The organism is Gordonia amicalis, from assembly GCF_022059885.1.
Lineage (GTDB): Bacteria > Actinomycetota > Actinomycetes > Mycobacteriales > Mycobacteriaceae > Gordonia > Gordonia amicalis.
The window spans coordinates 73,664-98,336 of the sequence record NZ_CP091855.1 but is presented as its reverse complement, the minus strand read 5'-3'; the positions used below and the strand labels follow the sequence as shown (position 1 = coordinate 98,336).

23 protein-coding genes are annotated in these 24,673 nt (G+C 66.9%); 13 read left to right on the top strand and 10 right to left on the bottom strand.

Annotated features, from left to right (window positions below; all coding sequences use genetic code 11):
• Positions 1 to 18 precede the first annotated feature (18 nt).
• The 3 genes from benC to benA are packed head-to-tail and all read right to left on the bottom strand — an operon-like array spanning position 19 to position 4,863.
• Positions 19 to 2,838 carry a benzoate 1,2-dioxygenase electron transfer component BenC gene (gene benC, locus IHQ52_RS00445; protein WP_096274690.1) on the bottom strand — a complete coding sequence of 940 codons (2,820 nt, stop codon included), beginning with the start codon at positions 2,836 to 2,838 and terminating at the stop codon, positions 19 to 21.
• 44 nt (positions 2,839 to 2,882) lie between these two features.
• Entirely contained in the window at positions 2,883 to 3,440 is a 558-nt protein-coding gene (benB, locus tag IHQ52_RS00440; protein WP_096274689.1) for a benzoate 1,2-dioxygenase small subunit, read from the bottom strand.
• Between the two features lie 31 nt (positions 3,441 to 3,471).
• Positions 3,472 to 4,863, bottom strand: a complete 1,392-nt coding sequence (gene benA, locus IHQ52_RS00435; RefSeq protein ID WP_096274688.1) for a benzoate 1,2-dioxygenase large subunit — start codon at positions 4,861 to 4,863, stop codon at positions 3,472 to 3,474.
• Positions 4,864 to 5,089: 226 nt separating this feature from the next.
• Here benA and IHQ52_RS00430 point away from each other — a divergent pair, with 226 nt between their 5' ends.
• From IHQ52_RS00430 to catC, 4 genes are all read left to right on the top strand, one after another.
• On the top strand, positions 5,090 to 6,022 hold the full coding sequence (locus IHQ52_RS00430; RefSeq protein ID WP_096274687.1) for a LysR family transcriptional regulator: 933 nt from the start codon (positions 5,090 to 5,092) through the stop codon (positions 6,020 to 6,022).
• Complete coding sequence (locus IHQ52_RS00425; protein WP_096274686.1) at positions 6,019 to 7,122, top strand: mandelate racemase/muconate lactonizing enzyme family protein; 1,104 nt, start codon at positions 6,019 to 6,021, stop codon at positions 7,120 to 7,122. Before IHQ52_RS00430 ends, IHQ52_RS00425 begins: the two co-directional genes overlap by 4 nt.
• A gap of 62 nt (positions 7,123 to 7,184) precedes the next feature.
• A complete protein-coding gene (gene catA, locus IHQ52_RS00420; protein ID WP_096274685.1) occupies positions 7,185 to 8,051 on the top strand; it encodes a catechol 1,2-dioxygenase in 867 nt (288 codons plus the stop codon).
• Positions 8,051 to 8,332 carry a muconolactone Delta-isomerase gene (gene catC / locus IHQ52_RS00415; protein WP_096274684.1) on the top strand — a complete coding sequence of 94 codons (282 nt, stop codon included), beginning with the start codon at positions 8,051 to 8,053 and terminating at the stop codon, positions 8,330 to 8,332. Before catA ends, catC begins: the two co-directional genes overlap by 1 nt.
• A 68-nt stretch (positions 8,333 to 8,400) precedes the next feature.
• Here the strand turns inward: catC and IHQ52_RS00410 are convergent, their stop codons facing one another.
• Both IHQ52_RS00410 and IHQ52_RS00405 read right to left on the bottom strand, forming a co-directional pair.
• Complete coding sequence (locus IHQ52_RS00410) at positions 8,401 to 9,276, bottom strand: alpha/beta fold hydrolase (protein WP_096274683.1); 876 nt, start codon at positions 9,274 to 9,276, stop codon at positions 8,401 to 8,403.
• Between the two features lie 23 nt (positions 9,277 to 9,299).
• Positions 9,300 to 10,460 (bottom strand): metallophosphoesterase, encoded by a 1,161-nt coding sequence (locus IHQ52_RS00405; RefSeq protein WP_096274682.1) that lies wholly within the window; start codon positions 10,458 to 10,460, stop codon positions 9,300 to 9,302.
• Positions 10,461 to 10,492: 32 nt separating this feature from the next.
• Here IHQ52_RS00405 and IHQ52_RS00400 point away from each other — a divergent pair, with 32 nt between their 5' ends.
• The gene (locus IHQ52_RS00400) at positions 10,493 to 11,335 is read left to right on the top strand and encodes a sulfurtransferase (protein WP_096274681.1); all 843 of its coding nucleotides are present in this window, start codon (positions 10,493 to 10,495) and stop codon (positions 11,333 to 11,335) included.
• 26 nt (positions 11,336 to 11,361) lie between these two features.
• Here IHQ52_RS00400 and IHQ52_RS00395 read toward each other — a convergent pair whose 3' ends face one another.
• From IHQ52_RS00395 to IHQ52_RS00385, 3 genes are read right to left on the bottom strand one after another with little or no spacing between them, the layout of a single operon-like run.
• The gene (locus IHQ52_RS00395) at positions 11,362 to 12,405 is read right to left on the bottom strand and encodes a spirocyclase AveC family protein (RefSeq protein ID WP_096274680.1); all 1,044 of its coding nucleotides are present in this window, start codon (positions 12,403 to 12,405) and stop codon (positions 11,362 to 11,364) included.
• 35 nt (positions 12,406 to 12,440) lie between these two features.
• Positions 12,441 to 12,629, bottom strand: coding sequence for a ferredoxin (locus IHQ52_RS00390; RefSeq protein ID WP_096275019.1), 189 nt, complete (start codon positions 12,627 to 12,629; stop codon positions 12,441 to 12,443).
• Entirely contained in the window at positions 12,626 to 14,110 is a 1,485-nt protein-coding gene (locus tag IHQ52_RS00385) for an aldehyde dehydrogenase family protein (protein ID WP_096275020.1), read from the bottom strand. The genes IHQ52_RS00390 and IHQ52_RS00385 overlap by 4 nt, the downstream gene beginning before the upstream one ends.
• Positions 14,111 to 14,274: 164 nt before the next feature.
• On the opposite strand from IHQ52_RS00385, the gene IHQ52_RS00380 reads away from it, so the two are divergent.
• From IHQ52_RS00380 to IHQ52_RS00350, 7 genes are all read left to right on the top strand, one after another.
• Positions 14,275 to 15,081 (top strand): FadR/GntR family transcriptional regulator, encoded by an 807-nt coding sequence (locus tag IHQ52_RS00380; RefSeq protein WP_198362475.1) that lies wholly within the window; start codon positions 14,275 to 14,277, stop codon positions 15,079 to 15,081.
• A 133-nt stretch (positions 15,082 to 15,214) separates the two neighbouring features.
• A complete protein-coding gene (locus IHQ52_RS00375; protein WP_024499695.1) occupies positions 15,215 to 16,714 on the top strand; it encodes a class I adenylate-forming enzyme family protein in 1,500 nt (499 codons plus the stop codon).
• Positions 16,711 to 17,019, top strand: a complete 309-nt coding sequence (locus IHQ52_RS00370; protein WP_024499696.1) for a hypothetical protein — start codon at positions 16,711 to 16,713, stop codon at positions 17,017 to 17,019. The genes IHQ52_RS00375 and IHQ52_RS00370 overlap by 4 nt, the downstream gene beginning before the upstream one ends.
• Before the next feature lie 11 nt (positions 17,020 to 17,030).
• Entirely contained in the window at positions 17,031 to 18,200 is a 1,170-nt protein-coding gene (locus IHQ52_RS00365) for a thiolase family protein (RefSeq protein WP_035760771.1), read from the top strand.
• A 51-nt stretch (positions 18,201 to 18,251) separates the two neighbouring features.
• Entirely contained in the window at positions 18,252 to 19,430 is a 1,179-nt protein-coding gene (locus IHQ52_RS00360; RefSeq protein ID WP_024499698.1) for an acyl-CoA dehydrogenase family protein, read from the top strand.
• Entirely contained in the window at positions 19,427 to 20,203 is a 777-nt protein-coding gene (locus tag IHQ52_RS00355) for an SDR family oxidoreductase (RefSeq protein WP_024499699.1), read from the top strand. Before IHQ52_RS00360 ends, IHQ52_RS00355 begins: the two co-directional genes overlap by 4 nt.
• Complete coding sequence (locus IHQ52_RS00350; RefSeq protein ID WP_024499700.1) at positions 20,200 to 20,991, top strand: crotonase/enoyl-CoA hydratase family protein; 792 nt, start codon at positions 20,200 to 20,202, stop codon at positions 20,989 to 20,991. The genes IHQ52_RS00355 and IHQ52_RS00350 overlap by 4 nt, the downstream gene beginning before the upstream one ends.
• A gap of 2 nt (positions 20,992 to 20,993) precedes the next feature.
• Here IHQ52_RS00350 and IHQ52_RS00345 read toward each other — a convergent pair whose 3' ends face one another.
• Entirely contained in the window at positions 20,994 to 22,223 is a 1,230-nt protein-coding gene (locus IHQ52_RS00345; protein WP_024499701.1) for a CaiB/BaiF CoA transferase family protein, read from the bottom strand.
• A 2-nt stretch (positions 22,224 to 22,225) separates the two neighbouring features.
• A complete protein-coding gene (locus IHQ52_RS00340; RefSeq protein WP_024499702.1) occupies positions 22,226 to 23,323 on the bottom strand; it encodes a DUF7065 domain-containing protein in 1,098 nt (365 codons plus the stop codon).
• A 193-nt stretch (positions 23,324 to 23,516) separates the two neighbouring features.
• On the opposite strand from IHQ52_RS00340, the gene IHQ52_RS00335 reads away from it, so the two are divergent.
• The gene (locus tag IHQ52_RS00335; protein WP_024499703.1) at positions 23,517 to 24,671 is read left to right on the top strand and encodes an amidohydrolase family protein; all 1,155 of its coding nucleotides are present in this window, start codon (positions 23,517 to 23,519) and stop codon (positions 24,669 to 24,671) included.
• Positions 24,672 to 24,673 lie beyond the last annotated feature (2 nt).

The following is a 24,673-nucleotide window of genomic DNA, read 5'->3' as shown; positions in this document are numbered from 1 at the left end:
TCTTCCCGGCGTGGGTGGTCAGCCCTGGTCGCCGCCGGCGACCGGCAGGACGCTGCCCGTGATGTAGGCCGCCTCCTCCGAGGCGAGGAAGCAGATCGCCGCGGCCTGTTCGTCGAGCGTCCCGTACCGGTTCAGCAGCGACGACGACAACGTCTGATCGATGTGGGCCCGGAACCACCCGGCCTCCACCTCGTTGCGGGGTTCGGGGGTACCGCGGGAGATCCGACGCGGCGGGGCCTCCGTCCCACCCGGGGCGGTCGCGACCACGCGGATGCCGTCCTCGGCGTACTCCATGGCCAGCGAGGCGGTCATCGCGTTGACGGCGCCCTTGGCCGCCGAGTACGGGATGCGGTGGATGCCACGAGTCGCCGCGGAGGAGACGTTGACGATGACCCCGCCGCCGCGTTCGACCATCGACGGAAGCACCGCGCGGCACGAGTAGAGCGCCGTCATCAGTGAGCGGTCGATCTCGGCCCGGATCTGTTCGTGGGTGAACTCGATGAACGGTTTGAAGTTGATCGCCCCGCCGACGTTGTTGATGAGCACGTCCACCCGGCCGTAGGTGCCGATCGCGCGCCGGATCACCGATTCGGCGCCGTCGTAGGTCTCGAGGTCGGCGATCGCCGCCACCGCACCGGGACCGGCGGTCTCGAGGTCGCGGACGACCTCCTCCACCAGTTCCGAACGATCGGCGAGGACGACCCGACCGCCTTCCGCACTGATCCGTCGAGCCGTCTGCTCGCCGATCCCCTGTGCGGCACCGGTGATCACGACGACCTTGTTCGCGAAGCGGCCCGGGGTGACGAAACGCGGCCGGCGCGAGGCCATCTCGTCGGCCATCGCCCGGCGCATCGTCTGCTTGGACCGGTCGGCGTGAGCCGAGATGAGCGCGCGGGCGGCGTCGTGGTCGCCGGACTCGAAGGCCGAGACGATGTCGAGGTGGTCCTGCGCGCACAGCGGGTGGCACCATGTCGCGTTGCGCAGCACCTCGGTCATGCGGCCCTTCACGCCGAGGGCCTTGTAGGCCTCGAGGAGATGGTCGTTGCCGGTCTGGCTGAACAGATAGTCATGGAAGGCCGCGTTTGTCTCGGTGTACTGCGCGGCGTCGACGAAGCGGTCGCCGTCCACGTAGGGGACCGTGGCCTCGGCGAGCAGCCGATAGCCGGTGAGCTGCTGATGGGTCATCCGGCCGAAGGTGAGCTCCAGAGCGCCGAGCTCGAGCGCGGCGCGTGCCTCGAAAAGTGCGTCGGACTCGTGGATCTCGGGGTGTTCCTCGCCGATCTGATAACCCTGTGAGCCGACGACGGTGGGCAGGGGCGGTGCCTCGACGGAGTCGGGTTCGGGTGTGCTGGGCGCGCTCTCGTGGAGTTGTGAGGTGTCGCCGGGCGCGAACAGTTCCTGCCCGGCGATCGACCGTGCGGTCCCGGCGGGACGCAGGGCACCCGCGTCGACGTCGAGTCCGGCATCGCCGGTCTGTCCGTCCCACATCCGTTGCCCACCGATGCGGGCCAGCGAGTCATCTTCGCGCGGTGCGGGTCTCGAGCCGGACCAGGTGTCCAGACCGGTCGGCGGGAAGGCGATCCGGCCGGCGATGGCGCGGGCGTCGGCGACCTCGAGGATGGGGTCGTCACCGTCTCGACCGACCGGGGTCGGGGCAGCAGGAGCGGCGGCCTCGTCGCTGATCGCCTCGGTTTCGGTGACGCTGCCCGCCTCCGGTTCGGGCTCGACCGCCGGCTTCGCCGTGCGATCACGGTCAGTCGCCGGCTTCGCGGCGAGCGCGAACTTCTCGTAGTAGAAGCCGGTGGGTTCGATCCCGACCTCTGCCACGTGCTTGCGCACGGCCTCGACCATGGGCGGCGGGCCGCAGAGGTAGATGGCGACGTCGCCGTCGTAGAGGTGTTCGGGCCGGATCAGGCTCATCACATAGCCCTTGTTCGCCGCGGTGCTGGCCGGATCGGAGACGCAATGGTCCCAGGTGAAGCCCGGCAGCTTGTCGGCGAAGTACTCGATCTCGTCGGTGGCGACCAGGTCGGTATCGCTGGACACGCCGTAGATCAGGTGGACCTTGCGAAGGCTCTTGTCGGCGTGCATCTTCCGCAACATCGACAGGATCGGCGCCAGCCCGGTGCCACCGGCGAGCAGCAGTACCGGACGGGTGGCCTCCCGCAGGAAGAACGACCCGTGCGGACCGGTGAAGGAGATCTCTTCACCGCGTGTCGCACGGTCGGTGAGATAGGTCGACATCGCGCCGCCGGGGGTGAGCTTGATCAGGAAGATCAGGCGGTCCTCGTGAGGGCCGTTGGCGAACGAGTACGAGCGGCTGACCGGTTCACCGTCGCCACGATCGCTGCCGGGGATCTCGATGTTCACATACTGGCCCGGCAGGAACGCCAGCTCGCCGCGGTTCTCGATGCGGATCTCCAGGCGCATCGTCGACTCGGAGAGCCGGTCGAGCCCGACGACCGTCCCGGTGAACCTCGCCGCCTGGGTCTTCGCCACATCCGACGTGGACGCGATCTGCAGCACGAGGTCGGATTTCGGCTTCATGCAGCAGGGGAGTGCATAACCCTCCGACGACTCGGCGTCGGACAGCGCGTCCTCGATGTAGATGCCACCGTCGTAATCTCCGGACTCGCAGAACGCCTTACACGTTCCGCATGCACCATCGCGGCAGTCGAGAGGGATGTTGATGCGCTGCCGGTACGACGCGTCGGCGACGGTCTGGTCCTCGCGGCAGGTGATGAAGCGCGTGACCCCGTCCTCGAAGGACAGCGCCACCTGGTGGCTGGTGGCGGTGCCGGTGGCAGTGCCGGTGTCCGCGTCGGTGGTGACAGTCATGGAGAGGTTCCTCGAAGTGGGGTCGGGTCAGAAGTGGGCTCGGGTCAGAAGTGATACACGTCGACCACGTGGTGGATGTAGTCGTTCTTCAGCACGATCGTCTTGCGCCGGATGAGCGGCTGTCCCCCGGAGAAGTCGATCGTGTAGAACGAGGTCCCGTAGTACGGATCGACGGTGTTGTACCGGAAATACATCGTGTGCCAGTTGAACCGGACGTCCACGAGGTCGCCGCGCCGTTCGATGACCTCGACGTTGGAGATGTTGTGACTGGTCCGCGGTTCGGGTAGCGACGTCGCCGACGAGCGTTCGGTCCGGATCCGGAAGACCCGGTCCTCCAGGCCGCCCTTGTTGGCGTAGTAGATCAGCGAGATCTCTCGTTGCGGGTCCTCGGTGAGCCGGTCGGCGTCGTCCCACGACGGCATCCAGTAGACGACGTCGTCGGCATAGCAGCCGAGCCATTTCTCGAACTCGCGGTCGTCGAGGTAGCGCGCCTCGCGATAGAGGAACTGTTCGATCATGTTCTGGGTGATCAGTTTTCCGCCGTCCGCCCGGCTGCTCGCGGGTGTGCCGGTGGCGCCGGATGTGGTCTCTGAGGTGGTCATCGTGTGTTCCCCGTAATCGCTTGTGGCCGGTTCACCGTCGGCCGTTGGTCCGGGCGGCTGCTGCCTCTTCGGCGGCGACTGCGGCGCGCATGGTCTCGAGCCAGTAGCCGTGCTGGACGGGGTAGAGACCCTCGTCCTCGTTCTTCACGCCGGCCGAGATGACGCCGGTCATGCCGAGTGATTCGGCGACCTCGTCGGGACCCGTCAGCCAGTGCTGCGCACCGCGACTCATGTCGTTCCACGGTGCGGCCTGGGCCCGGAAGGTGAGCTGGCAGCTGCGGAACTCCTCGAGGTCGTCCGGCGTCGCCATCCCGGATGCGTTGAAGAAGTCCTCGTACTGGCGGATGCGGTGCGCGCGTGCGGCATCGCTCTCACCCTTGGGGGCGATGCAGTAGATGGTCACCTCGGTCTTGTCCGGGGCGATCGGCCGGAAGTGGCGGATCTGCGTCGAGAACTGGTCCATGAGATAGACATTCGGGTACAGGCAGAGGTTGCGCGAACCCTTCACCATGAACTCGCCCTTGGCGTCGCCGTGGGTCTTCTTCAGGTCGTCCATCTTGTCCCACAGCGGGCGGTCCTGCGGATTGGCCGCCCAGGTCCAGAGGCACAGGTGGCCGTTGGGGTAGGACCAGTAGCCGCCCCCGGACTTGCCCCAGCCGCCGGCGTCGAGCGCCTTGGTGTCGTTCTTGGACTCGCCGGTGCCGCGGCGGGAAGTGGTTGCGGCATAGTTCCAGTGCGTCGCGGTGACGTGGTAGCCGTCGGCACCGTTCTCGGCCTGGACCTTCCAGTTGCCGTCGTAGGTGTAGGTCGACGCACCGCGAAGGACCTCGAGGCCGTCGGGGGACTGGTCGACGAGCATGTCGATGACCAGGCGCGTGTCGCCGAGGTGATCGTCGAGCGAGGCCACGTCGTCGTTGAGGCTGCCGAACAGGAATCCGCGGTAGGAGTCGAAACGTGCGACTTTGGTCAGGTTGTGGGAACCGTCGACGTCGAAGGTGTCCGGGTATCCGGCGCCCTCGGGATCCTTGACCTTGAGCAGGGTGCCGTCGTTGCGGAACGTCCACCCGTGGAACGGGCACGTGAGCGTCATCCGGTTGTCGGTCTTGCGGCGGCAGATCATCGCGCCGCGGTGGGCGCAGGCGTTGATCAGGCAGTGCAGCTCACCGCTCTTGTCTCGGGTGATCACGACCGGCTGACGTCCGATGTAGGTGGTGAAGTAGTCACCGGGGTTCGCCACCTGGCTCTCGTGGGCGAGGTAGATCCAGTTGCCCTCGAAGATGTGCTTCATCTCCAGTTCGAAGATGTCCTCGTCGGTGAAGATCCGCCGGTTGGCCCGGTAGATGCCGGCCTCGCGGTCGTCGACGACCGCGTCGCCGAGAACCGAGTTCACGTGGTGCAGGTGTTCCGTTACGGACGCGGTCATATCGTGTTCCTCCAGATGTGGGCTGTATGTGCACTGTGGCACCACGTGGTGCCGATCACACTGGGGTAATGACCAGTCCTGACCTAGGCCCAGAGTGATAAAGAGAAGGCATTAATAGACGGAAAATGGGTCATTGTCTGTATCTATGCGAAGCCCTACCGTGGAGACGTGTTCCCGGTCACAGCACCGGGGCCGACATCCACCGAGATCGAGATAAGGCCAGGTCATGGAGCTACGGCACTTGCGCTACTTCGCCGCCGTGGCCGACACCTGTCACTTCGGTCAGGCCGCTGCGTCGCTGCACGTCGCGCAGCCGGCCCTCTCCTACGCCATCCGTCAGCTCGAGAACGAACTCGACGTCACGCTCTTCACCAGGACCACCCGCCAGGTGGCGCTGACCCCGGCCGGGGCCTACCTGAAGGGTCAGGCAGAGCGAATCCTCGCGGGCGTGGACGATGCGGTCGACGGCGTGCGTCGGATCGCTGCCGGGCGGAGCGGTCTGGTTCGGGTGGGACTGACCGGTATCGCCGCGTTCTCGCATCTGCCACGGATCGCGCGGGTGGTCAAGCGTGAGCTGCCAGACGTCGACCTGCACATCCAGTCGGACATGCTCACCCCGAGCCAGTGCGACGCGTTACGTGCCGGCGCACTCGACCTCGGCGTCCTGCGACCGCCGGCGGTCGGCGAGGACATCGAGACACGGGTCATCGACGTCGAGCCGATGGTGCTCGCCGTGTCGATCGACCACCGCCTGGCGGTCGAGCCGGTCGTCTCGGTCACCGACCTGCGCAACGAACCCTTCGTGATGTACGACAGCCGCGACTCCGCCGTCAACGACGCGGCGATGAGGACCTGCCGCGCAGCCGGTTTCGTGCCCCATCGCGCCCATTCGGCGCCGGGAACCGCGGTACTCCTCGCGCTCGTCGCGGCCGGTCTGGGTGTCTCGGTGCTGCCGGCGTCCGTGCGCTCGCTGCCGCTCGACGGACTCGTCGTCCGGGACCTGGTCGACGCCGACACCGTCGAGGTCGCACTGGCCTGGCGCGCCGGCAACGACGACCCCGTCACGGCCGCGGTGGCCGACGTCATCGCCGCCGCCTTCGCCGTCGAACCAACCCAAGCCGGCGCTCACGCGAGCGCTCGATACGGAGATGAACCATGAAGATCACTCGGGTGGAAGCGATTCCATTCGCGATTCCCTACGTGAAGCCGCTGAAGTTCGCGTCGGGTGAGGTGCAGGTCGCCAATCACGTGCTCGTGCGCGTGCACACCGACGCCGGAGCCATCGGGGTGGCCGAGGCCCCACCACGCCCGTTCACCTACGGTGAGACGCAGGACGGCATCATCGCCGTGATCAACACGATCTTCGCGCCGGCGGTCGTCGGTCTCACCTTGCTCGAACGTGAGGTCGTGGCGGCGCGCCTGGCCAAGACGATCGGCAACCCGGCCGCCAAATCCGCAGTGGACATGGCGATCTGGGATGCCTTGGGAAAGATCCAGGGACTTCCCGTCGGCGACATGCTCGGCGGCTTCACCGACCGTATGCGGGTCAGCCACATGCTCGGTTTCGCCGAACCGGCGGCGATGGTCGCCGAGGCCGAGAAGATGGTCGACACGTACGGCATCCGGACCTTCAAGGTGAAGGTCGGCCGCCATCCGGTGACCCTCGACACGGCGGTCGTGCGTGCCTTGCGGGAGCGGTTCGGCGACGAGATCGAACTGTATGTCGACGGCAACCGCGGCTGGACCGCCGCCGAGTCGGCGCGGGCCATGAAGGAGATGGCCGATCTCGATCTGCTGTTCGCCGAAGAGCTCTGCGACGCAGCGGATGTGCTCGGTCGCCGATGGCTCGTCGAGCAGCTCGACGTACCGTTCATCGCCGACGAGTCGGTGCCCACTCCCGCCGACGTGACCCGGGAGATCCTCGGCCGTTCGGCCACCGCGATCAGTATCAAGACCGCCCGAACCGGCTTCACCACCTCACGCCGGACACATCACCTCGCCGAGGGACTCGGCGTCCCGGTGGTCATGGGCAACCAGATCGACGGCCAGGTCGGCACCGCCTGCGCGCTCGCCTTCGGCAGTGCCTTCGAGCTGACGTCGCGGTACGCGGGCGAACTGTCGAACTTCCTCGACATGAGCGACGACCTGCTCGCCGAACCGCTCCAGATCCGCGACGGCCATCTGCATCGGTCGACCGCACCCGGCATCGGCTTCGAGATCGATCCGGCCAAACTCGACCGCTACCGCACCGACAACTGAAAAGGCTTTCCCGCAAAGCGTTTCGTGGCAGCCCCACGAGCAGTGAGTACAAGGAGAAAATCATGACCACCACCGAGCACCCGAACGAGGTCGCGACCGCAGCAGCCTCCGGAGCCTCCGCAACCGAACGATTCCACGCCGACAAGTCGCCCTTCGAGGCCGTCAAGGACACCCCGCCGGAGCGCGTGGCCACGCTGATCAACGAGGTCCTCGCGGGCGTGCACGCGACGATCCGCAAGCACAAGGTCACCTACGACGAGTACAACGCCCTCAAGGCGTGGCTCATCAACGTCGGTGAAGACGGTGAGTGGCCGCTGTTCCTCGACGTCTGGGTCGAGCACGTCGTCGAAGATGTGGCCACCGAGCACCGCGAGGGCAACAAGGGCAGCATCGAGGGCCCGTACTACGTGCCGAATGCGCCGGACCAGGGCTCCAAGGGTGCGGTGCCCATGCGCGAGGACGAGAAGGGCGATCCGCTGCTGTGGAACGGTCAGGTCCGTTCGTGCGACGGCACCCCGCTCGCCGGTGCCAAGGTCGAGCTGTGGCACGCCGACGACGACGGCTTCTACTCGCAGTTCGCGCCCGGTATCCCGGAGTGGAACCTGCGCGCCACCTTCACCACCGACGACGAGGGTCGCTTCGAGATCACCACGATCCGCCCGGCGCCGTACATGATTCCGACGGACGGTTCATGCGGGAAGATGATCGCCGCCGCCGGCTGGCACCCGTGGCGTCCCGCGCACCTGCACCTCAAGGTGTCGGCGCCCGGTCACGAGCAGCTGACCGCGCAACTCTACTTCCCTGGTGACCCGCACAACGACGACGACGTCGCCAGCGCGGTCAAGCCCGAGCTCGTGCTCGACCCGAAGGAAGACGGCAAGGGCGGCTTCACGGTGGCCTACGACTTCGTGCTCGATCCGGAGAAGTGATGCTGTTCCACGTTCGGATGGACGTCAACATCCCCGACGATCTCGACCCGGACGTCCGGGCCGAGACCGTCGCCCGGGAGAAGGCGTACTCGCAGGATCTCCAGCGATCCGGCAAATGGCCGCACATCTGGCGGATCGTCGGCGAATACTCCAACTACTCGATCTTCGACGTCGACTCGAACGATGAGCTGCACACGCTGCTGTCGGGTCTGCCACTGTTCCCGTACATGGACATCAAGGTGACCCCGCTCGCGACGCATCCGTCGGACGTCAACGCCTGACAACACCGCACGCCGCCCCGGAGACCGTCGTCGCCGGGGCGGTGTCGTGTCGCGTTCCCGGGTGCGGATCACCCGTCGATCAACGTGGACAGCATCGCGTCCCAGTGCCGGAACGGGAGCAGGTGCCCCTCACCGGGTAAGACGGTGAGCTCCGCGTCGGGGAGATGTCCGGCGAGCCACTCACCGGTGGCGGGTACGGCCATCGCATCGTCGGCGCCGTACCAGAGATGCACCGGTGCGGACACCGCGTCGAGCCGGAAGTCCCAGGGGCCGACGAATGCGACGTTGTCCCACGCGATCGCGTCCGGGCCCTGTCTCAGCGCCTCGGCAAAGGATTCGTGGAGGGCACGACGGACGGAGGGGTCGGTGATGACCGCGGGGTCGCTGGCACCCCACATCCACTCGATCCAGGGCGCCTCGGGATCGGCTCGCACGGACATCATGGCGTCGAGCAGCTCCCGGTTGCCGGCGAGGAAGATCTCGGCAGCCCGCGCCGGGTCTTCCGGTAGATGTGACAGCGCCTGGAGGTCGTTGTCTGTGAGTTGTTCACGCGCGCCGGGGACTTCGAGGGCGGGTCCGGCACCGCCGGACACTCCGACGCGGCGCACCCGATCGGGTAGCGCAGCCGCGGTTGCCAGTGCGAACGGTCCGCCGCCTGACCAGCCGAAGACCGCGAACCGATCCAGCCGGAGGCGATCGGCCAGTGCCTCGACATCGGCGGCGACCGCGGTGAGACCGATGGGTGCCGGATCGGACAGCCCGTAGCCGGGACGATCGAAGCTGACCACTCGGACGCCCGACCGTAGGGCGATCTCATCTCCGAACGCGAGCTCGAGTCGTGAGCCGGGTGTTCCGTGGAAGTGCACGATTGTCGGCGCGGACTCCTCGCCCACAGCCCGTGCACGGACCCGTCGTCCGCCGACATCCACCGTGAACTCGGTCATCGTGGGTGAGCCTACCCGCATGGTCACGGGGTCGTCCGCAACGTGAACATCGTGATCTCCGGCGGAGCGAGCACACAAACGGGCGGCCCCCAGGCGCCGGCGCCTTGCGTCGTGTAGAGCACGGTGTCTCCGACCCGATCCAGCCCGACGACCGACGGCTGTTGCAGCGGAACGAGATATCGGATCGGCCACATCTGCCCACCATGGGTGTGGCCCGAGAACTGCAGTTCGACGCCGAGTTCGGAGGCCTCGACGGCCTGCTTGGGTTGATGGGCGAGGAGCAGCACGAAATCGTCGGACGACGAACCCTGCAAAGCAGCAGCGAGATCCGGCTCGTACGGTTCGGGGGCGGTGGCATCGTGGACGCCCGCAAGCTGGATCGTGCCGCCGTCGACCGTCAGCGGGACCCGCGAATTCCGCAGCGTCCGCACGCCGTACTCCTCCCAGACGTCCAGCCAGCGCCCCCCGTCGTCGGAGTAGTATTCGTGATTGCCGCTGGAGCCGTACACCCCGAGCGGCGCCCGCAGATCGGCGAGCGGTTCCAGGGTGTCGCGGACATAGGGGATCGTGCCGTCGGTGAGGTCTCCGACGAGAAGCACCAGTTCGGGATTCTGCGCATTGATCTCGTCGACGATGCGACGGGTGAACGAGGCGTCCCGAGCGGGTCCGACGTGGAGGTCGGAGACCACGGCGATCCGGAGTCCGTCGAACTGCGGGGGCAGGTTGTCGAAGGTGGCGCTGACCTCGGTCACCTGTGGCCGGGACGCCTCGAACACGCCGTACCCGGTGACCCCGAGCGCCACCACGACCACGGTTGCCGTCGCGATCCGCATCCGGCGCAACCGGCGCGCGGCCGACTGCGGGGTGTCCGGTGCACCCGCGAGACGGCGTCGCGCCCACCGGATGACGCGCGCCCCGAACGAGAGCAGGCCGATGATCGTCAGGCCGAGGAACAGGTAGAAGAAGGTCGCGAGCCAGATCAGCCCGATCGTGCCGATGGGACGCGCCCACGAGGGGTCCAGTGATCGTCCGCTCTCGAACCCGACGACCGCCAGCGCCCACAGCACCACCAGCGCACCATCGGCGACGATCGACCAGGGCCGGGCAAGTGCGGTCGCGCGGACGATCCGGCGGTGTAGCCAGAAGGTGAGCAGGCCGAACAAGACCGCGGGGATGAGCGCCACCGGACCATTCTGCCGATCGGTATCCTCGCGCCATGCACGAGTACCTCATCACCCCGCTCGACCTGGCCGAACATCTTCTGAGCACGCCCCCGGTCGTCCTCGACGTGCGCTGGCGGCTCGGCGATCCCGACGGTCGCGAACACTACCGGCAGGGCCACATTCCGGGCGCGGTGTACGTCGACCTCGACACCGAGTTGGCCGCCCCGCCGTCCGGGCCGGTCGGCGGCCGGCATCCGCTCCCCGCGATCGAGGATCTGCAGGCAGCCGCTCGTCGGTGGGGGATCAACGACGGCGTGCCCGTGGTCGTCTACGACGATTCGGGCAACCTCGCGGCCGCGCGGGCATGGTGGTTGCTCCGCTGGGCGGGGCACGCCGACGTCCGCCTGCTCGACGGTGGTCTCGCCGCCTGGCGTGCCGAGGGTCTGCGCACGACGACGGGAGAGGGCGGGCGACCGCGCGCCGGCACGGTCACGCTGACCGCCGGGAACCTCCCGGTCGCCACGATCGACGACGTAGCGGACGGTGACGCGCTGCTCGTCGATGCTCGTGCGGGAGAACGGTATCGCGGTGACGTCGAGCCGGTCGATCCACGGGCCGGACACATCCCGGGCGCGGTCAACGCCCCGACGGTCGACAACATCGACGAGACGGGGCGCTTCCGTTCGGCCGACGAACTGCGGCGCCGATTCGCCGAGGTCGGCATCGTACCGGGTGACGAGCGCGAGGTGGTGGTCTACTGCGGCTCCGGGGTCAACGCGGCCCACGGGATCGCCGCCCTGGCGGTCGCCGGCATCGACGCGACCCTGTTTCCCGGGTCGTTCTCGCAGTGGTCGTCGGACCCGGATCGTCCGGTCGCGCCGGGCGTGCAGCGCTGACGGTCATCCCGTGATTCGGCGTTCGGCTACTCGAGGTGCGGACAGGGCGGGTTCTCGGCCAGTCCGCACATGTTCTGGTGCAGGTAGCTCGGTACGTCGGTGGGCGCGACGTCGGCGTGCATGTTGACCAGGTTGAAGCCGAGGAAGAAGACCGCGAGGATCACGTTCATCACCGCCGAGAACGCGAGGATGCGCACGACGGCGACGCCGCGGGTGATCTTGAGCCGTTCGATGCCGGCGTCGGTGATCAGCCGGTCACCGTCGCGGCGGAACAGGTAGAAGCACATCGACGCCACCATGACGACCGAACCGAAGACGATGCCCTCGTACAGCGGGAACTGGTTGAGCGTGCCGGTGAAGATGGACCAGGTCTCGTTCACCCGCAGGTACGACCACAGCCCTTGGCGCTGCAGGATCTGCTCGCTCATGGTGTCCAGCACGAGGAAGATCAGCAGCAGGGCCGCGATGATGCCGGCCTTGTTGAGCCGCGGCCATCGCGCACGCGCGGACGTCACAAGCTTGTCGATGCCGACAACGGCCAGCGGGAGGAACAGCATGTAGTCGGCCAGCTCGTACAGGATCGGCGCGGGGGTCTCGGGTCCCTTGCTGACCCAACCCGGGACGAACTCGCCCCATGTGCCCATGTTGAGGAAGGCCGAGTTGTAGGAGAAGACGGGTACCACCGCGTTGACGCCGACGTCCTGCCAGCAGGTGAGCAGCCAGCCCATCATGAAGACACCGATGGTCGGGAACTGTCCGTCGCGTCGTGTCCGGCGCACCAGCCAGATGATCGAGGCGATCACGCCGACGACGCAGATGACCTCCGACGCCCGGATGATGACGAGTGTGTGGGTCGGTACATCGTCGGGGCCGGTCGGAATGGGCGTGAAGGAGTCGGAGAAGATCCACCGGATGTAGACGTAGGCCTGGATGGCGACGAAGACCGCCCCCAGCCGGGCGAGCCACACGATCGGCGGTGACTCCTTGGCCACCGGTGCGGCGACCGGGTCATCCGGTGAGGTCTGCCCGACCGGACCCGAATCGGGTTTCTCCCCAAGTGAACTCGACATTGCTTATTCAGTCCTCCCGATGACCGGCAAAGGTCTCATTCGATGCGGATCGCGCTCTGCGGACAGTTGGCGACGGCCTCCTTGGCCGCTGCTTCCTGATCGGTCCCGATCACTTCGGTGATCGGAAAACTCACTCCGTCGTCGTCGAGGTCGAAGAGATCAGGTGCGACGGCGATGCAGCGACCGTGGCCGCCGCACTTGTCCTGGTCGACGACGACCCTCACCGTGCCGCCGCCCACTGGATCGTCTTGTGCTGCAGGTATTCGGACAGCCCGTGTGCGCCGAACTCGCGTCCGATGCCGCTGTGTTTGTATCCGCCGAACGGTCCGTCGGGCATCAATCCGCCGCCACCGCCGTTGACGACGACCATGCCGGTGCGGAGTTTGCGCGCAATGCCATGTGCGCGTACGGGGTCGGCCGACCAGACGCCGCCGGAGAGTCCGTAGGGACTGTCGTTGGCGATCCGGACGGCCTCGGCATCGTCCGAGAAGGGGATGACCACTCCGACTGGTCCGAAGATCTCGCTCTGGGCGATCTTCATACCGTTGTCCACACCCACGAAGAGGGTGGGCTCGACGAAGAACCCCTTGTCGAGTCCGGCGGGTCGGCCACCGCCGTAGGCGATCTGGGCGCCTTCCTGCTGGCCGACCCGGATCAGTTCCTCCACCCGGGCGCGCTGGGCCTCACGGATGAGCGGACCCATCACCACGTTGGGATCGGCCGGATCGCCCACCGGGACGTAGTCGAGCGCCATCTTGACGCGGCCGACGAGCTCGTCGTGCAGCGATTCGTGCACGAGGATGCGGGTCATCAGCGCGCATCCCTGTCCGGCATGGGTGATGAAGCCCCCGAGCACGCTCTGCATCACCTTGTCCAGATCGGTGTCCTCGAGGAGGATGTTTGCCGACTTGCCGCCGAGCTCGAGCACCACCTTCTTCAGCGACTGTGCCCCCTGCCCATACACTTTCGTGCCCACCGTGTCGCTGCCGGTGAAGCTGATGAGGTCGACGCCGGGGTGGGTGGTCAGCGCTTCGCCCGCCTCGACGTCGCCGGTGATGACGTTCAGGACGCCCGGCGGCAGTCCCGCGGCCTCGGCGATCTCGCCGACCACGAGGGCCTCGAACGGCGTGTACGGCGAGCATTTGAGAACAACCGTGCAGCCCGCGGCCAGTGCCGGCGCGACCTTGCAGAGGTTCAGGAACAGCGGGAAGTTGAACGGCGTGATCAGGGCGGCGACACCGAAGGGCTCGCGGACCACCACCCCCTGACCGATGCCGTTGCCGATCATCGGCGGCAGCGGGGTCTCGAACTCGAAGCTGGGGAGTACGCGGTCGACGAGGTCGAAGAAGTGGTCGATCGGGGTGCCGACCTGCAGGAACTCCGCCAGCGCACGGGTGGATCCCGCCTCGGCGACGGAGAGGTCCACCAGCTCGGCGCGGCGGTCGGCGAAACCCTCGGCCATCCGGCGTAACACCGCGCCACGTTCGCGCACCGACATCTGCGGCCACGGGCCCTCGTCGAATGCGGAGCGTGCTGCGGCGACCGCATCGTCGACGTCGGCGACGGTCGCCTGCGGGACCGTTCCGATCACCGCCTCGGTGGCGGGATTGATCACGGTGATCGTCTCATCGCCCCGACCGTCGACCCACTTGCCGTTGATGAAGAGTTGACCAGTACGCGTGCTCTGAGTTGATGCATCCGACATCGCGTCGGCTCCTCCCTTGCGCCCCACGGCGGATCACTAGATGAGTTATATGATTCAACCGTACAATGGGTGTGTTCATTTTCATATCGGTTTCGCCAAAACGAGGGGCCGATCAGTTCGGGTGTTAGGCTGAACCCCGCTCGGCGGTCGCCGGCGTTCGGAAGGTGTGGGAATTGGCCAACAACTCGTTCGACGAGAACGGACTGCCCCAGCGGATTCAGGTCCCGAAGACCGCTGAACTCATCGCTCAACAACTCCGCGGTCAGATCGTGCGCGGAGTGTTGAAGCCGGGTGACATGTTGCCGCCGGAAACGGTACTGGGACAACGATTCGACGTCTCGCGGCCCACGCTGCGCGAGGCGTTCCGCATCCTGGAGAACGAGTCCCTCATCGTCGTCCGCCGCGGTTCGCGCGGCGGCGTGCAGGTGGTCTCGCCCGATGTCTCGGTCGCCGCGCGCTACTTCGGCCTGTTGCTGCAGATCCAGAACACGACGCTGTCCGACCTGTACGAGGCTCGGATGGTCCTCGAACCCGCTGCGGTGCGGATGTTGGCCGCACGTCGGACCGATGACGACATCAAGGCCCTCGTCGCAGTGATCGACGAGCTCGCCGACCGCGTCGACGCCGGTGCCGAGTCCGCGGATCTCGACACCTGGTCGACGACGGCGTTCCGCTTCCACGACCTCATCCTCGAGCGCGCTGGCAACCAGACGATCGGCCTGCTTGGACATGTCCTCGCCGACGTCGTCGCCACGCACATGTCGCGTGTGGTCTCCCGGACGACGGACATCGACGAGGTCGCCACCCAGTTCAAGAAGTCGATCCGGGCGTATCGCAAACTGGTCGGCCTGGTGGAGGCCGGTGACGCCGACGCTGCCGAGGCGCATTGGCGCCGGCACATGAATCTGGTCGCGAAGAAGATGTTGTGGGGGCGGTTCGCCACCGAATCCGTGGTGGATCTCTTCAACTGAGATGCAGATGGTCGCCGTGAGCGCAACCACTTGTCCCGAATAGTGTAACTGATTGCACTGAATCATCTACGATGAGCGGTGTGCGGCTCTACGCTGCGTACCAACTGTGACCTCACGTGGATTGGCGGGAAACATGGGCGTCGGCCTTCTCCTGGACATGGTGGAATCCGGGCTCGGTGATCGTGTTGCGCTCGGTGACCGCGCATCGGGCCTCACTCATGCCGACGTGGTCGCCACCGCGCGCGGGGGGGCCTCGGTCATCTCCGGGTTCGGACCCTCCGAAGTGATCTATCTCGGCCGTAACGGTCCCGGCTATCCCCAGGTCTTCTTCGCGGCCGCGCTGGCCGGGGTGCCCTTCGTCCCGATCAACTACCGGCTGGGCGACGAGGTGCTCGGCGAACTGATCGACGACTTCGAGCGTCCGCTGATCGTCGTGGAAGAGCGGTACCGCGACCGGGTCGCCGGACGTGCGCAGGTGATCGGTCTCGACGACTTCCTCGCGGCCGCTCGGGAGTCGGAACCGTTGCCGCCCAACGATGTTCCCGATCACGCTCCTGCCGTTCTACTGCACACGAGCGGTACGACGTCGAAACCCAAGGTCGTCCCGCTCCGGCACGAGAACCTCCAGGCCTATGTCTTCGCCACCGTCGACTTCGCCGGGGCCGGCGAGGACGAGGCGGCCCTCATCACGGTGCCGCCCTATCACGTGGCGGCAGTGGGGGCGACGCTCACCAACTTTTACGGCGGGCGTCGCGTCGTGCACCTACCCGACTTCGACGCCCATGACTGGCTGGAACTCGTTGCCCGCGAATCGATCTCTTCGGCAACCGTGGTCCCCACCATGCTCGCCCGCATCGTCGATGCGCTCGGCGGTGGCCTCGCCGAGGCGCCGGCACTGCGTCTGATGTCCTACGGCGGTGCGCGACTGCCGCTCCCGGTTCTCGAACGTGCGATGCGTGCCTTCCCCGACGCCGGTTTCTGCAACGCCTACGGACTGACGGAGACGAGCTCGACGCTCGCACTGTTGGGTCCGGATGATCACGCTGCCGCCATGACCTCCGACGACCCGAGGATCCGACGACGACTCGAGAGCGTCGGTCGGCCGGTGCCCGGCATGGAGATCGAGATCCGCGACGCCGACGGGCAACCCGTCGGGCCGGGCGAGACCGGCTCGCTGTTCGTCCGCGGCGCCCAGGTCTCGGGTTCCTATCTGGGCAAGGGTTCGGTGCTCGACGACGCCGGCTGGTTCCCCACCAACGACCAGGCCTGGACCGACGACGACGGCTACCTCTTCATCGCGGGACGCGCCGACGACACAATCATCCGCGGCGGCGAGAACATCGGGCCCGCCGAGATCGAGGATGTGCTGCTGACCCACCCGGCCGTGCGCGAGACGGCGGTGATCGGTCTGCCCGACGAGGAGTGGGGCCAGCGGCTGGTGGCGGTCATCGTGCCCGATCCGGAGGCCGACCTCTCCGAGGAGGACGTGCGATCCCATGTCCGCGCCCGGCTTCGGGGCTCCCGGACACCCGACGAGGTGATCTGGGTCGATGAACTGCCACAGACCGCCACCGGGAAGGTGTTGCGCCGCAAACTGGTGGCGCAATTCGAACGAGTACAGGAGAAGTCATGACGCTGAAGCCAGGAGCCCGACTCCGCAGCCAGGTCTGCGACACCGAGATCATCGTCGTGAGCCCGCCGGCGGGCGACGTGGACCTCACGTGCGGTGGCGCACCGGTGGTCCCGATCGGATCGGACATCGAGAACTACTCGGTCACAGCGGGTCTCGACGAGGGAAACCAACTGGGGAAGCGGTACACCGCCGAGGACGCGCCGGGCCTGGAGGTGCTGGTCACCAAGGCCGGCGCGGGAACCCTCGCCATCGGTACCGTTCCCCTCGTCCTCAAGGACGCCAAGCCGCTGCCGGCCAGCGACTAGGGGAGCACGGGATGAGGTACGGCGAGACGAGTTCTCCCCGCGATGCGGTGATCGTCGAGGCGGTTCGGACACCGATCGGCAAGCGCAACGGCTCGCTCGCCGGCGTGCACGCCGCCGATCTGTCTGCGGTGGTGCTGAACGAACTGGTGTCCCGCGCCGGGATCGACCCGGCGATCGTCGACGACGTCATGTGGGGTTGCGTGACGCAGCTCGGCGATCAGTCCAGCAACATCGGCCGGTTCGCGGTGCTCGCGGCGGGCTGGCCCGATTCGGTGCCGGCGGTGACGGTCAACCGCGCGTGCGGGTCCGGGCAGCAGGCAATCGAATCGGCGGCACATGCGGTGATCGCGGGAGCACATGAGATCGTCGTGGCCGGCGGGGTCGAGACCATGTCGCGGGTGCCGCTCGGTGCGGCACGGCAGACCGGCTTCCCCTATGGGCAAACGGTTCTCGACCGCTACGAAACCGATGAACTGAATCAGGGCAAGGGTGCCGAACTGATCGCCGAGAAGTGGGGCCTTTCGCGGCAGGCGCTCGACGAATACGCGTCGCGCTCCCACGAACTCGCCGCCGCCGCGATCGACAGCGGCGCCTTCGACACCCAGGTCGTTCCGGTGCAGACCTCCGACGGGACGTTCTCCGTCGACGAAGGTCTGCGCCGCGGGACGACACCGGAGAAGCTCGCCGCGCTCAAGCCGTCGTTCCGTGAGGACGGGGTCATCCACGCGGGCAACGCCTCCCAGATCTCCGACGGTGCTGCCGGTGTGATCATCATGACGTCGGCGAAGGCAGCGGAACTCGGACTCACCCCGCTCGCCCGGATCGCGGCGGAATCGGTGGTGGGCGACGACCCGGTCCTGATGCTGACCGGACCCATCCCGGCGACGCAGAAACTGCTCAGCCGCACCGGACTGTCGATCGACGACATCGGCGCGGTCGAGATCAACGAGGCCTTCGCCCCGGTGCCCCTCGCGTGGCAGGCCGAACTCGGCGCCGACCTCGACCGGCTCAATCCACTGGGCGGGGCCATAGCGGTGGGTCATCCACTCGGCGCGTCCGGGGCCATCCTGACGACCCGCCTCATCCACCACATGCGCGACAACGGAATCCGCTACGGCCTGCAGGCGATCTGTGAGGGCGGCGGTACCGCCAACGCCACCCTCTACGAACTCGTCGACTGACACCGACCTGGCTACACCGATCTGCTGCATCGACTATTGGGGGACACCGCTGTGCCGACACACTTCTATGAGCCCGACCACGAGGCGTTCCGGGAGGTCGTGCGCGACTTCGTGGCCCGCGACGTCACCCCGAACCTCGACGATTGGGAAGAAGCGCGCGCCACCGGTCGTGAGGTGTGGAAAACCGCCGGGTCCCTCGGCATCCTGGGACTCCGTTTCCCCGAGGAATTCGGCGGCGGCGGTGTCACCGACTACCGGTTCCGGTGCGTCGTCCACGAAGAGCTAGCGAAAGTCGGTGCGGCAGCACTCGGTTCCGGATTGTCGATCAACGAGGACATCGTCGGGTCGTACCTCACCGAACTGGGTACGGAAAACCAGAAGCGCCGCTGGCTGCCGGCGATGGCGCAAGGCGAGGTCGTCGCATCGATAGCGATGTCCGAACCGGCCATCGGCAGCGATCTCCGGGGAATGAAGACCACGGCGGTCCGGGACGGTGACGAGTGGGTCATCAACGGAGCCAAGACCTTCATCACCAGCGGGTTCTCGTCCGACGTGGTACTGACCGCCGCCCGGACGGGAACCAAGGACGGACGACCGCAGCTCTCGCTGATCCTCGTACCCACCGACGTCCCGGGATTCGAGCGCGGCCGCAAACTGCGCAAACTGGGCTTGCATGCGCAGGACACCGCGGAGATCTCGTTCACCGACGTGCGGGTGCCGGCAACGAATCTGGTGGGCGAGGAGGGCAGGGGCTTCGCCCATCTCACCGCCCAGCTTCCGTTGGAGCGGTTGTCCATCGCCTGGCGGGCGCTGAGCGCCGCCGAGGCCGCACTCGAATGGACGGTGCGCTACACCAAGGAACGCAAGGCCTTCGGCCAGCGTGTCATCGACTTCCAGAACACCCGGTTCCGGCTCGCCGAGATGACCACCGAGGTCGAGATCACCCGAGCCTTCCTCGAGCAGGGGATCTTCGCGCTGAACGCCGGAGAGTTCGACGCGACACTCGGCGCCAAGGCGAAGTGGTGGACCACCGAGCTGCAGAACCGGATCATCAACAGCTGCCTGCAAATGCACGGCGGATATGGCTACATGGACGAATACCCGATCTCTCGGGCCTACGCCGACGCACGGGTGCAGACGATCGTCGGTGGCACCACCGAGATCATGAAGGAGATCATCGGCCGGGACATCGCCGGGCCGGTGCCGAGCGCTGGAGGAGCGAAACAGTGAGACTGTCCGACAACGTATTTCTCGTCACGGGCGGCGCTTCGGGGCTGGGGGAGGCGACGGCGACGGCCATCGTCGGGGCCGGTGGACGAGTCGTCATCGCCGATCTACCGTCCTCGGACGGCAAGATCGTGGCCGAACGACTCGGCAGTGCAGCCGCTTTCGTCCCGGCCGACATCACCGACGAGGACAGTCTGCGTGAGGCGTTCACGCTGAGCGCATCCCATGGACAGCTGCGCGGAGTGGTGCATTGCGCCGGCCGTGGGGGCGATCGCCTTCGCATCCTCGACAGGCAGGGCGCGGCCGCGCCGTTGCAGAGCTTCCGGGATGTCCTGGAGATCAACCTCATCGGTACCTACAACGTGCTTCGTCTCGGCGCCGAGCAGATCGCGCAGGCCGAGCCCGTGGACACGGAGTCCGGCGAGCGGGGCGCGATCGTGCTCACCGCGTCCGTGGCGGCCTTCGACGGACAGATCGGCCAGACGTCGTACACGGCGTCGAAGGCGGCGATCCACGGCATCACCCTCGTCGCCGCGCGCGACCTCGCGAGTGTCGGCATCCGGGTGAACACCATCGCCCCCGGCACCTTCGACACCCCGATGCTGGCCCGGCTGCGTTCGGACATCCGCGATGGCCTCGCCGCGTCGGTGCCCTTCCCCAAGCGTCTCGGAAACCCCGATGACTACGCCCAGATGGCGCTCACCCTGCTGCAGAACCCGTACGTGAACGGCGAGACGATCCGGCTCGACGGTGCGATCAGGATGGCACCGAGATGACCGCCGAACTCGAGGTGGCCGGACCGGCCGAGGTGCTGACCGACATCCGCGGAGGTGTCCTCGTCATCACGATCAACCGTCCGGAGCAGCGCAATGCGATGTCGAAGTCCGCGGCCGAGGCGATCGCCGCGGCACTCACCCGGCTGGATGCCGACCCCGACCTCGCGGTCGGCATCCTCACCGGCGGCACCGAGACGTTCTGCGCGGGCATGGACCTCAAGCGGTTTCAGCAACTCGGTGAGCGGCCGGTCGTGGACGGACGCGGATTCGGTGGACTTGTGGAGTCGCCACCGGCCAAGCCACTCATCGCCGCAGTCGAGGGCTGGGCTCTGGGCGGCGGTTTCGAGATGGTTCTCGCCGCCGACCTCGTGGTGGCCGGCGAGGGCGCGAAGTTCGGACTGCCCGAGGTCAAGCGAGGTCTCATCGCCCGGGCCGGCGGTGCCATCCGGATACCTCGCGTGCTGCCGCGTGCGGTTGCCCTCGAACTGCTGCTCACGGGTGAGCCGATGGCGGCGGCAACCGCGAAGCACTTCGGCCTGGTCAACCGGGTCACCGCCGACGGCGCCGCCCTGCAGGCCGCACTCGAACTCGCGTCGGTCGTCGCGGGAAACGCACCCCTCGCGGTCCGCGCGAGCAAGGCACTCGCGGACCGGTCCCGGCTGTGGCCCGACGGCGAGGCCTTCACGCGACAGGTGGAATTCACCGACCCGGTGTTCGCCTCGCAGGACGCGAAAGAGGGGCCCGCGGCCTTCGCCGAACGACGCACGCCCCGCTGGACGGGGCGCTGAGGTCAGCCCAGCACGCCCCGTTCACGGTGGTCGCTGATCTGCTGCGGATCGAGTCCGGCCTCGAGCAGGATCTCCTCGGTGTGCTGGCCGAGCCTCGGAGCCCGCCGTCGCGGCGTCGTGGGCTGGTCGTCGAAGTGATATGGAGGAGCGACCACGCGGAAACCCGCGCCGTCCTCGGTCGGTACCTCGGGCAGGAAACCGTTGTCGAGCACCTGCTTGTCGTCGTGGAGTTCGGCGACGGTCGCGGCGGCCGCCCACACACCGGAGAACTCGGCGAGGATGTGACGCCACTCGTCGAGGGTCTTCTCGGCGAACGCCTTGTCGAGTTCGGCGATGCACTCGTGACGGTTGGTGTAGCGGCCCATGTCGTCGGCGAACCGTTCGTCGACGATCAGGTCCACGCGGTCGACGAGGGCGCACAGCTCACCCCAGAAGCGTTGCGCCTGCAGGCAGACCAGGTTGATCCAGCGGTCGTCCTTGGTGCGGTACGCGTTGACGATGGGGTTGGGGGCGTCGGTGCGATCCTGGCGCGGGATCTCCCCGATGTAAGGGGCCGCGGTCAGATCGGGGCTCAGCGGCCACATGCCGGTGTTGAGTAGCGAGACGTCCACGACGCCGCCCTTGCCGGTGCGTTCGCGGCGGAACAGCGCCATCCCGACGGCACCGGCGATCGCACTGGAGCCCTGGAGGTCGTAGTAGGCCGCCGGTTGCATCGTCGGGCGGTCGGCTCCCGGCGGGGTGAGCTTGTGCATCGTGCCGCCGGCCGACCACGCTGCTGCCGCGTCGAATCCGCCGACATCGACCTTGTCGCCCTTGGAACCCCAGCCCGTTCCCCGGACATAGACCAGCTTCGGGTTGACCGCGAGGAGGTCGTCGACGTCGACGCGGAGCTTGGTCCGCTGCGCCGGGAGGTAACTGGTGAGAACGACGTCGGCCTTTTCCACCAGTTTGAGGAGGAGGTCGTGGCCGTCGTCGGTGGTGAGATCGAGTGTGATGCTCCGCTTTCCGCGGTTGGGGACCTCGAGGAAGGGGTTCGGGGCACCCTCTTTGCGGTTGAGGGCGTTCTGCAGATTGCGCTGGGGATCGCCGGACGGCGGTTCGACCTTGATCACGTCGGCACCGAGATCGGCCAGGATGGCGCCCGCCCCGGGGACGAAGGTCCAGGCGGCGATCTCGACGACCCGCACACCGTCGAAAGGAGCTGCTGCCGCTGAATTCTCGGTGGGTGTCATGCTCACGCCTCCTCCTTGTGGTTGCCGGTGGCGCGCAGGGCGTTCATCATCTTGATCCAGTGTGAACGCTTCCAGCCGTCCTGGTCCTCACCCCAGCCGATCTCACCGTCGAACTCCCAGCGCATCAGCGCATTACTGCCGAGTCCGCCCTCGCACATGTGACTCACCGAGAAACCCTCGGCGGACATGGTCCGGCCGGTGAGGTCGGTCAGGTCGACCTGCATGTGGGCGCTCCACCCGGTCTGCGGGTCGCGGAAGTTGCGCATCCGGGACTGCGTCTTGTCGAGGCGCTCGAACTTCCCGTCCCGGAGCAGCCATCCGTGATTGAGGGGTGACCAGCCCTCGGCGTCGCCGTCCTGGGGACGCACGAAGCCGAGGAATCCGGTCTCCGGACCGGAATGACCGAAGATGTACTGGATACGGCCGCGGCCGCGTTCACGTTCGATCTCGCGCCACCGCGGCCCACCGGGATGGAGCACCTTGTGTTCGCCGCGGAGGTACTCGGGCTTCTTGGACTGCATGTGGTGCCCACCGCGGGGGCCCCAGGTGCGGTCGCGGATGGAGTACGAATCGATCGGGATCGACTCGCCGCGCAGCACGAGCTCGCCCACTTGGTGACCGAGCTGGTCGAGGTGGGGGCTGTACATCGCCGGCGGCTCGCCGGGTGTGAAGCGGCGTGGAGGATGGACTGCGGTGTGTTCGAACGAGATCGAGAAGTCGTTGGCCGGGTCGGAGTAGGCGATCTGGTAGCGCGTGAGCGGCTCGATCATCTTCACCGAGAAACCGCCGTGCGGGAAGGTGATGTCGCGCAGGTCGGGGTTCTCGGGCATCGGCTTGTCGGTCGCGTTGCGGTAGTAGGCGATGCGACCGAGGTCGGCGCCGCTGGGATCCCACACGAAGACCCGCCAGGTCACCGTGCCGCGATTGACGTCGTAGCGGGCATGAAGCCAGCCGCCTATGTGCCGTGCGGGGATGTTGAACGACCACCAGTTGGTCTCCACCCAGTACGGGTCGTCGGTGGGTGGTACGTGGTACGTGTCATCCGCCGGCGCGAACGGGGTGTCGGCGGTGATCTCGCCGGCATTGTCCTCAACAGTCACACCCCGGACGCTAGCATAGAGTTAACTCATTTAGTGAGGATTCGGGAAGGAAAAGCAGATAACTCATTGATCTGATTCTCTTGTGGAGCGACGTTTCGACGTGCCACGATGGATTCGTGGCCCAGTGCGTCGTCACGCGCTGCCGGCAGTCCGATCTGCCCGGACGAACACGGGCGAAACGCGAGGAGATGCAATGCCACTGCAGGACTACATGCAACTGATCTCGACCGACGACCACTTGATCGAACACCCGAAGCTGTGGACCGATCGCCTTCCGCGGAAGTATCTGGAGGCGGGGCCGAACATCATCGAGAAGGAGCTGCGGCCGGGCCGGCCGCCGGCGCAGGTCTGGCGCTATGAGGATCGGATCTACCCCTATATCGGGCTCAACGCGGTGGCCGGGAAGAAGCCGCAGGAGTACGGCGCCGAACCCGTCCGCTACGACGACATGCTGCCCGGCTGCTACGACCCGAAGGCTCGCCTGGCGGATATGGATGTCGACGGCGTCCATGCGGCGCTGTGCTTTCCGTCGTTCCCTCGGTTCGCCGGCACGGTGTTCCTCGAGGGCGAGGACAAGGAGTTGGCGCACGCGTGTGTGCAGGCATGGAACGACTACCTGCTCGACGAGTGGTGTCCGACCGCGCCGGACCGTTACATCCCGATGGTGATCCTGCCGCTGTGGGACACCGAACTGGCGATCGCCGAGATCCATCGGACCGCCCAGAAGGGTTCGCGCGCCATCGCTTTCGTGGAGAACCCGGTGCCACTCGGGTTGCCGTCGTTCCACACCGATCACTGGGACGGGGTCTTCTCGGCCTGTGAGGAGACGGGACAGGTTCTGTCGATCCACTTCGGCACGTCGGGCAAGCCGCCGATCACAGCACCCGAGGCACCGATGGCGGTGATGATCGCACTGTTCGGCTGCAACTCGATGTATGCGACGGCGGATCTGCTCTTCTCGCCGGTGTTCCACAAGCATCCGAAGCTCAAGTTCGCGCTGTCCGAGGGCGGCATCGGCTGGGTGCCCTACATGCTCGAGCGGATCGACCTGACCTGGGAGAAGCATCGCTACTACCAGAACATCAATCAGACGGTCCGACCGTCGGATCTGTTCCGCGAGCACATCTTCGGATGCTTCATCGAAGACCAGCACGGCATCGACAACCGGCATGCGGTCGGCATCGACAACATCACCTGGGAATGCGACTACCCGCATTCCGACTCCAACTGGCCGAACAGCCGCAAGGTGGTGGCCGAGTCGATGCGCAACGTGCCCGACGAGGAGGTCCACAAGATGGTGGAACTCAACGCCCGCAAGCTGTTCGACTTCCCGCGGGCCGAGGGCTGAGG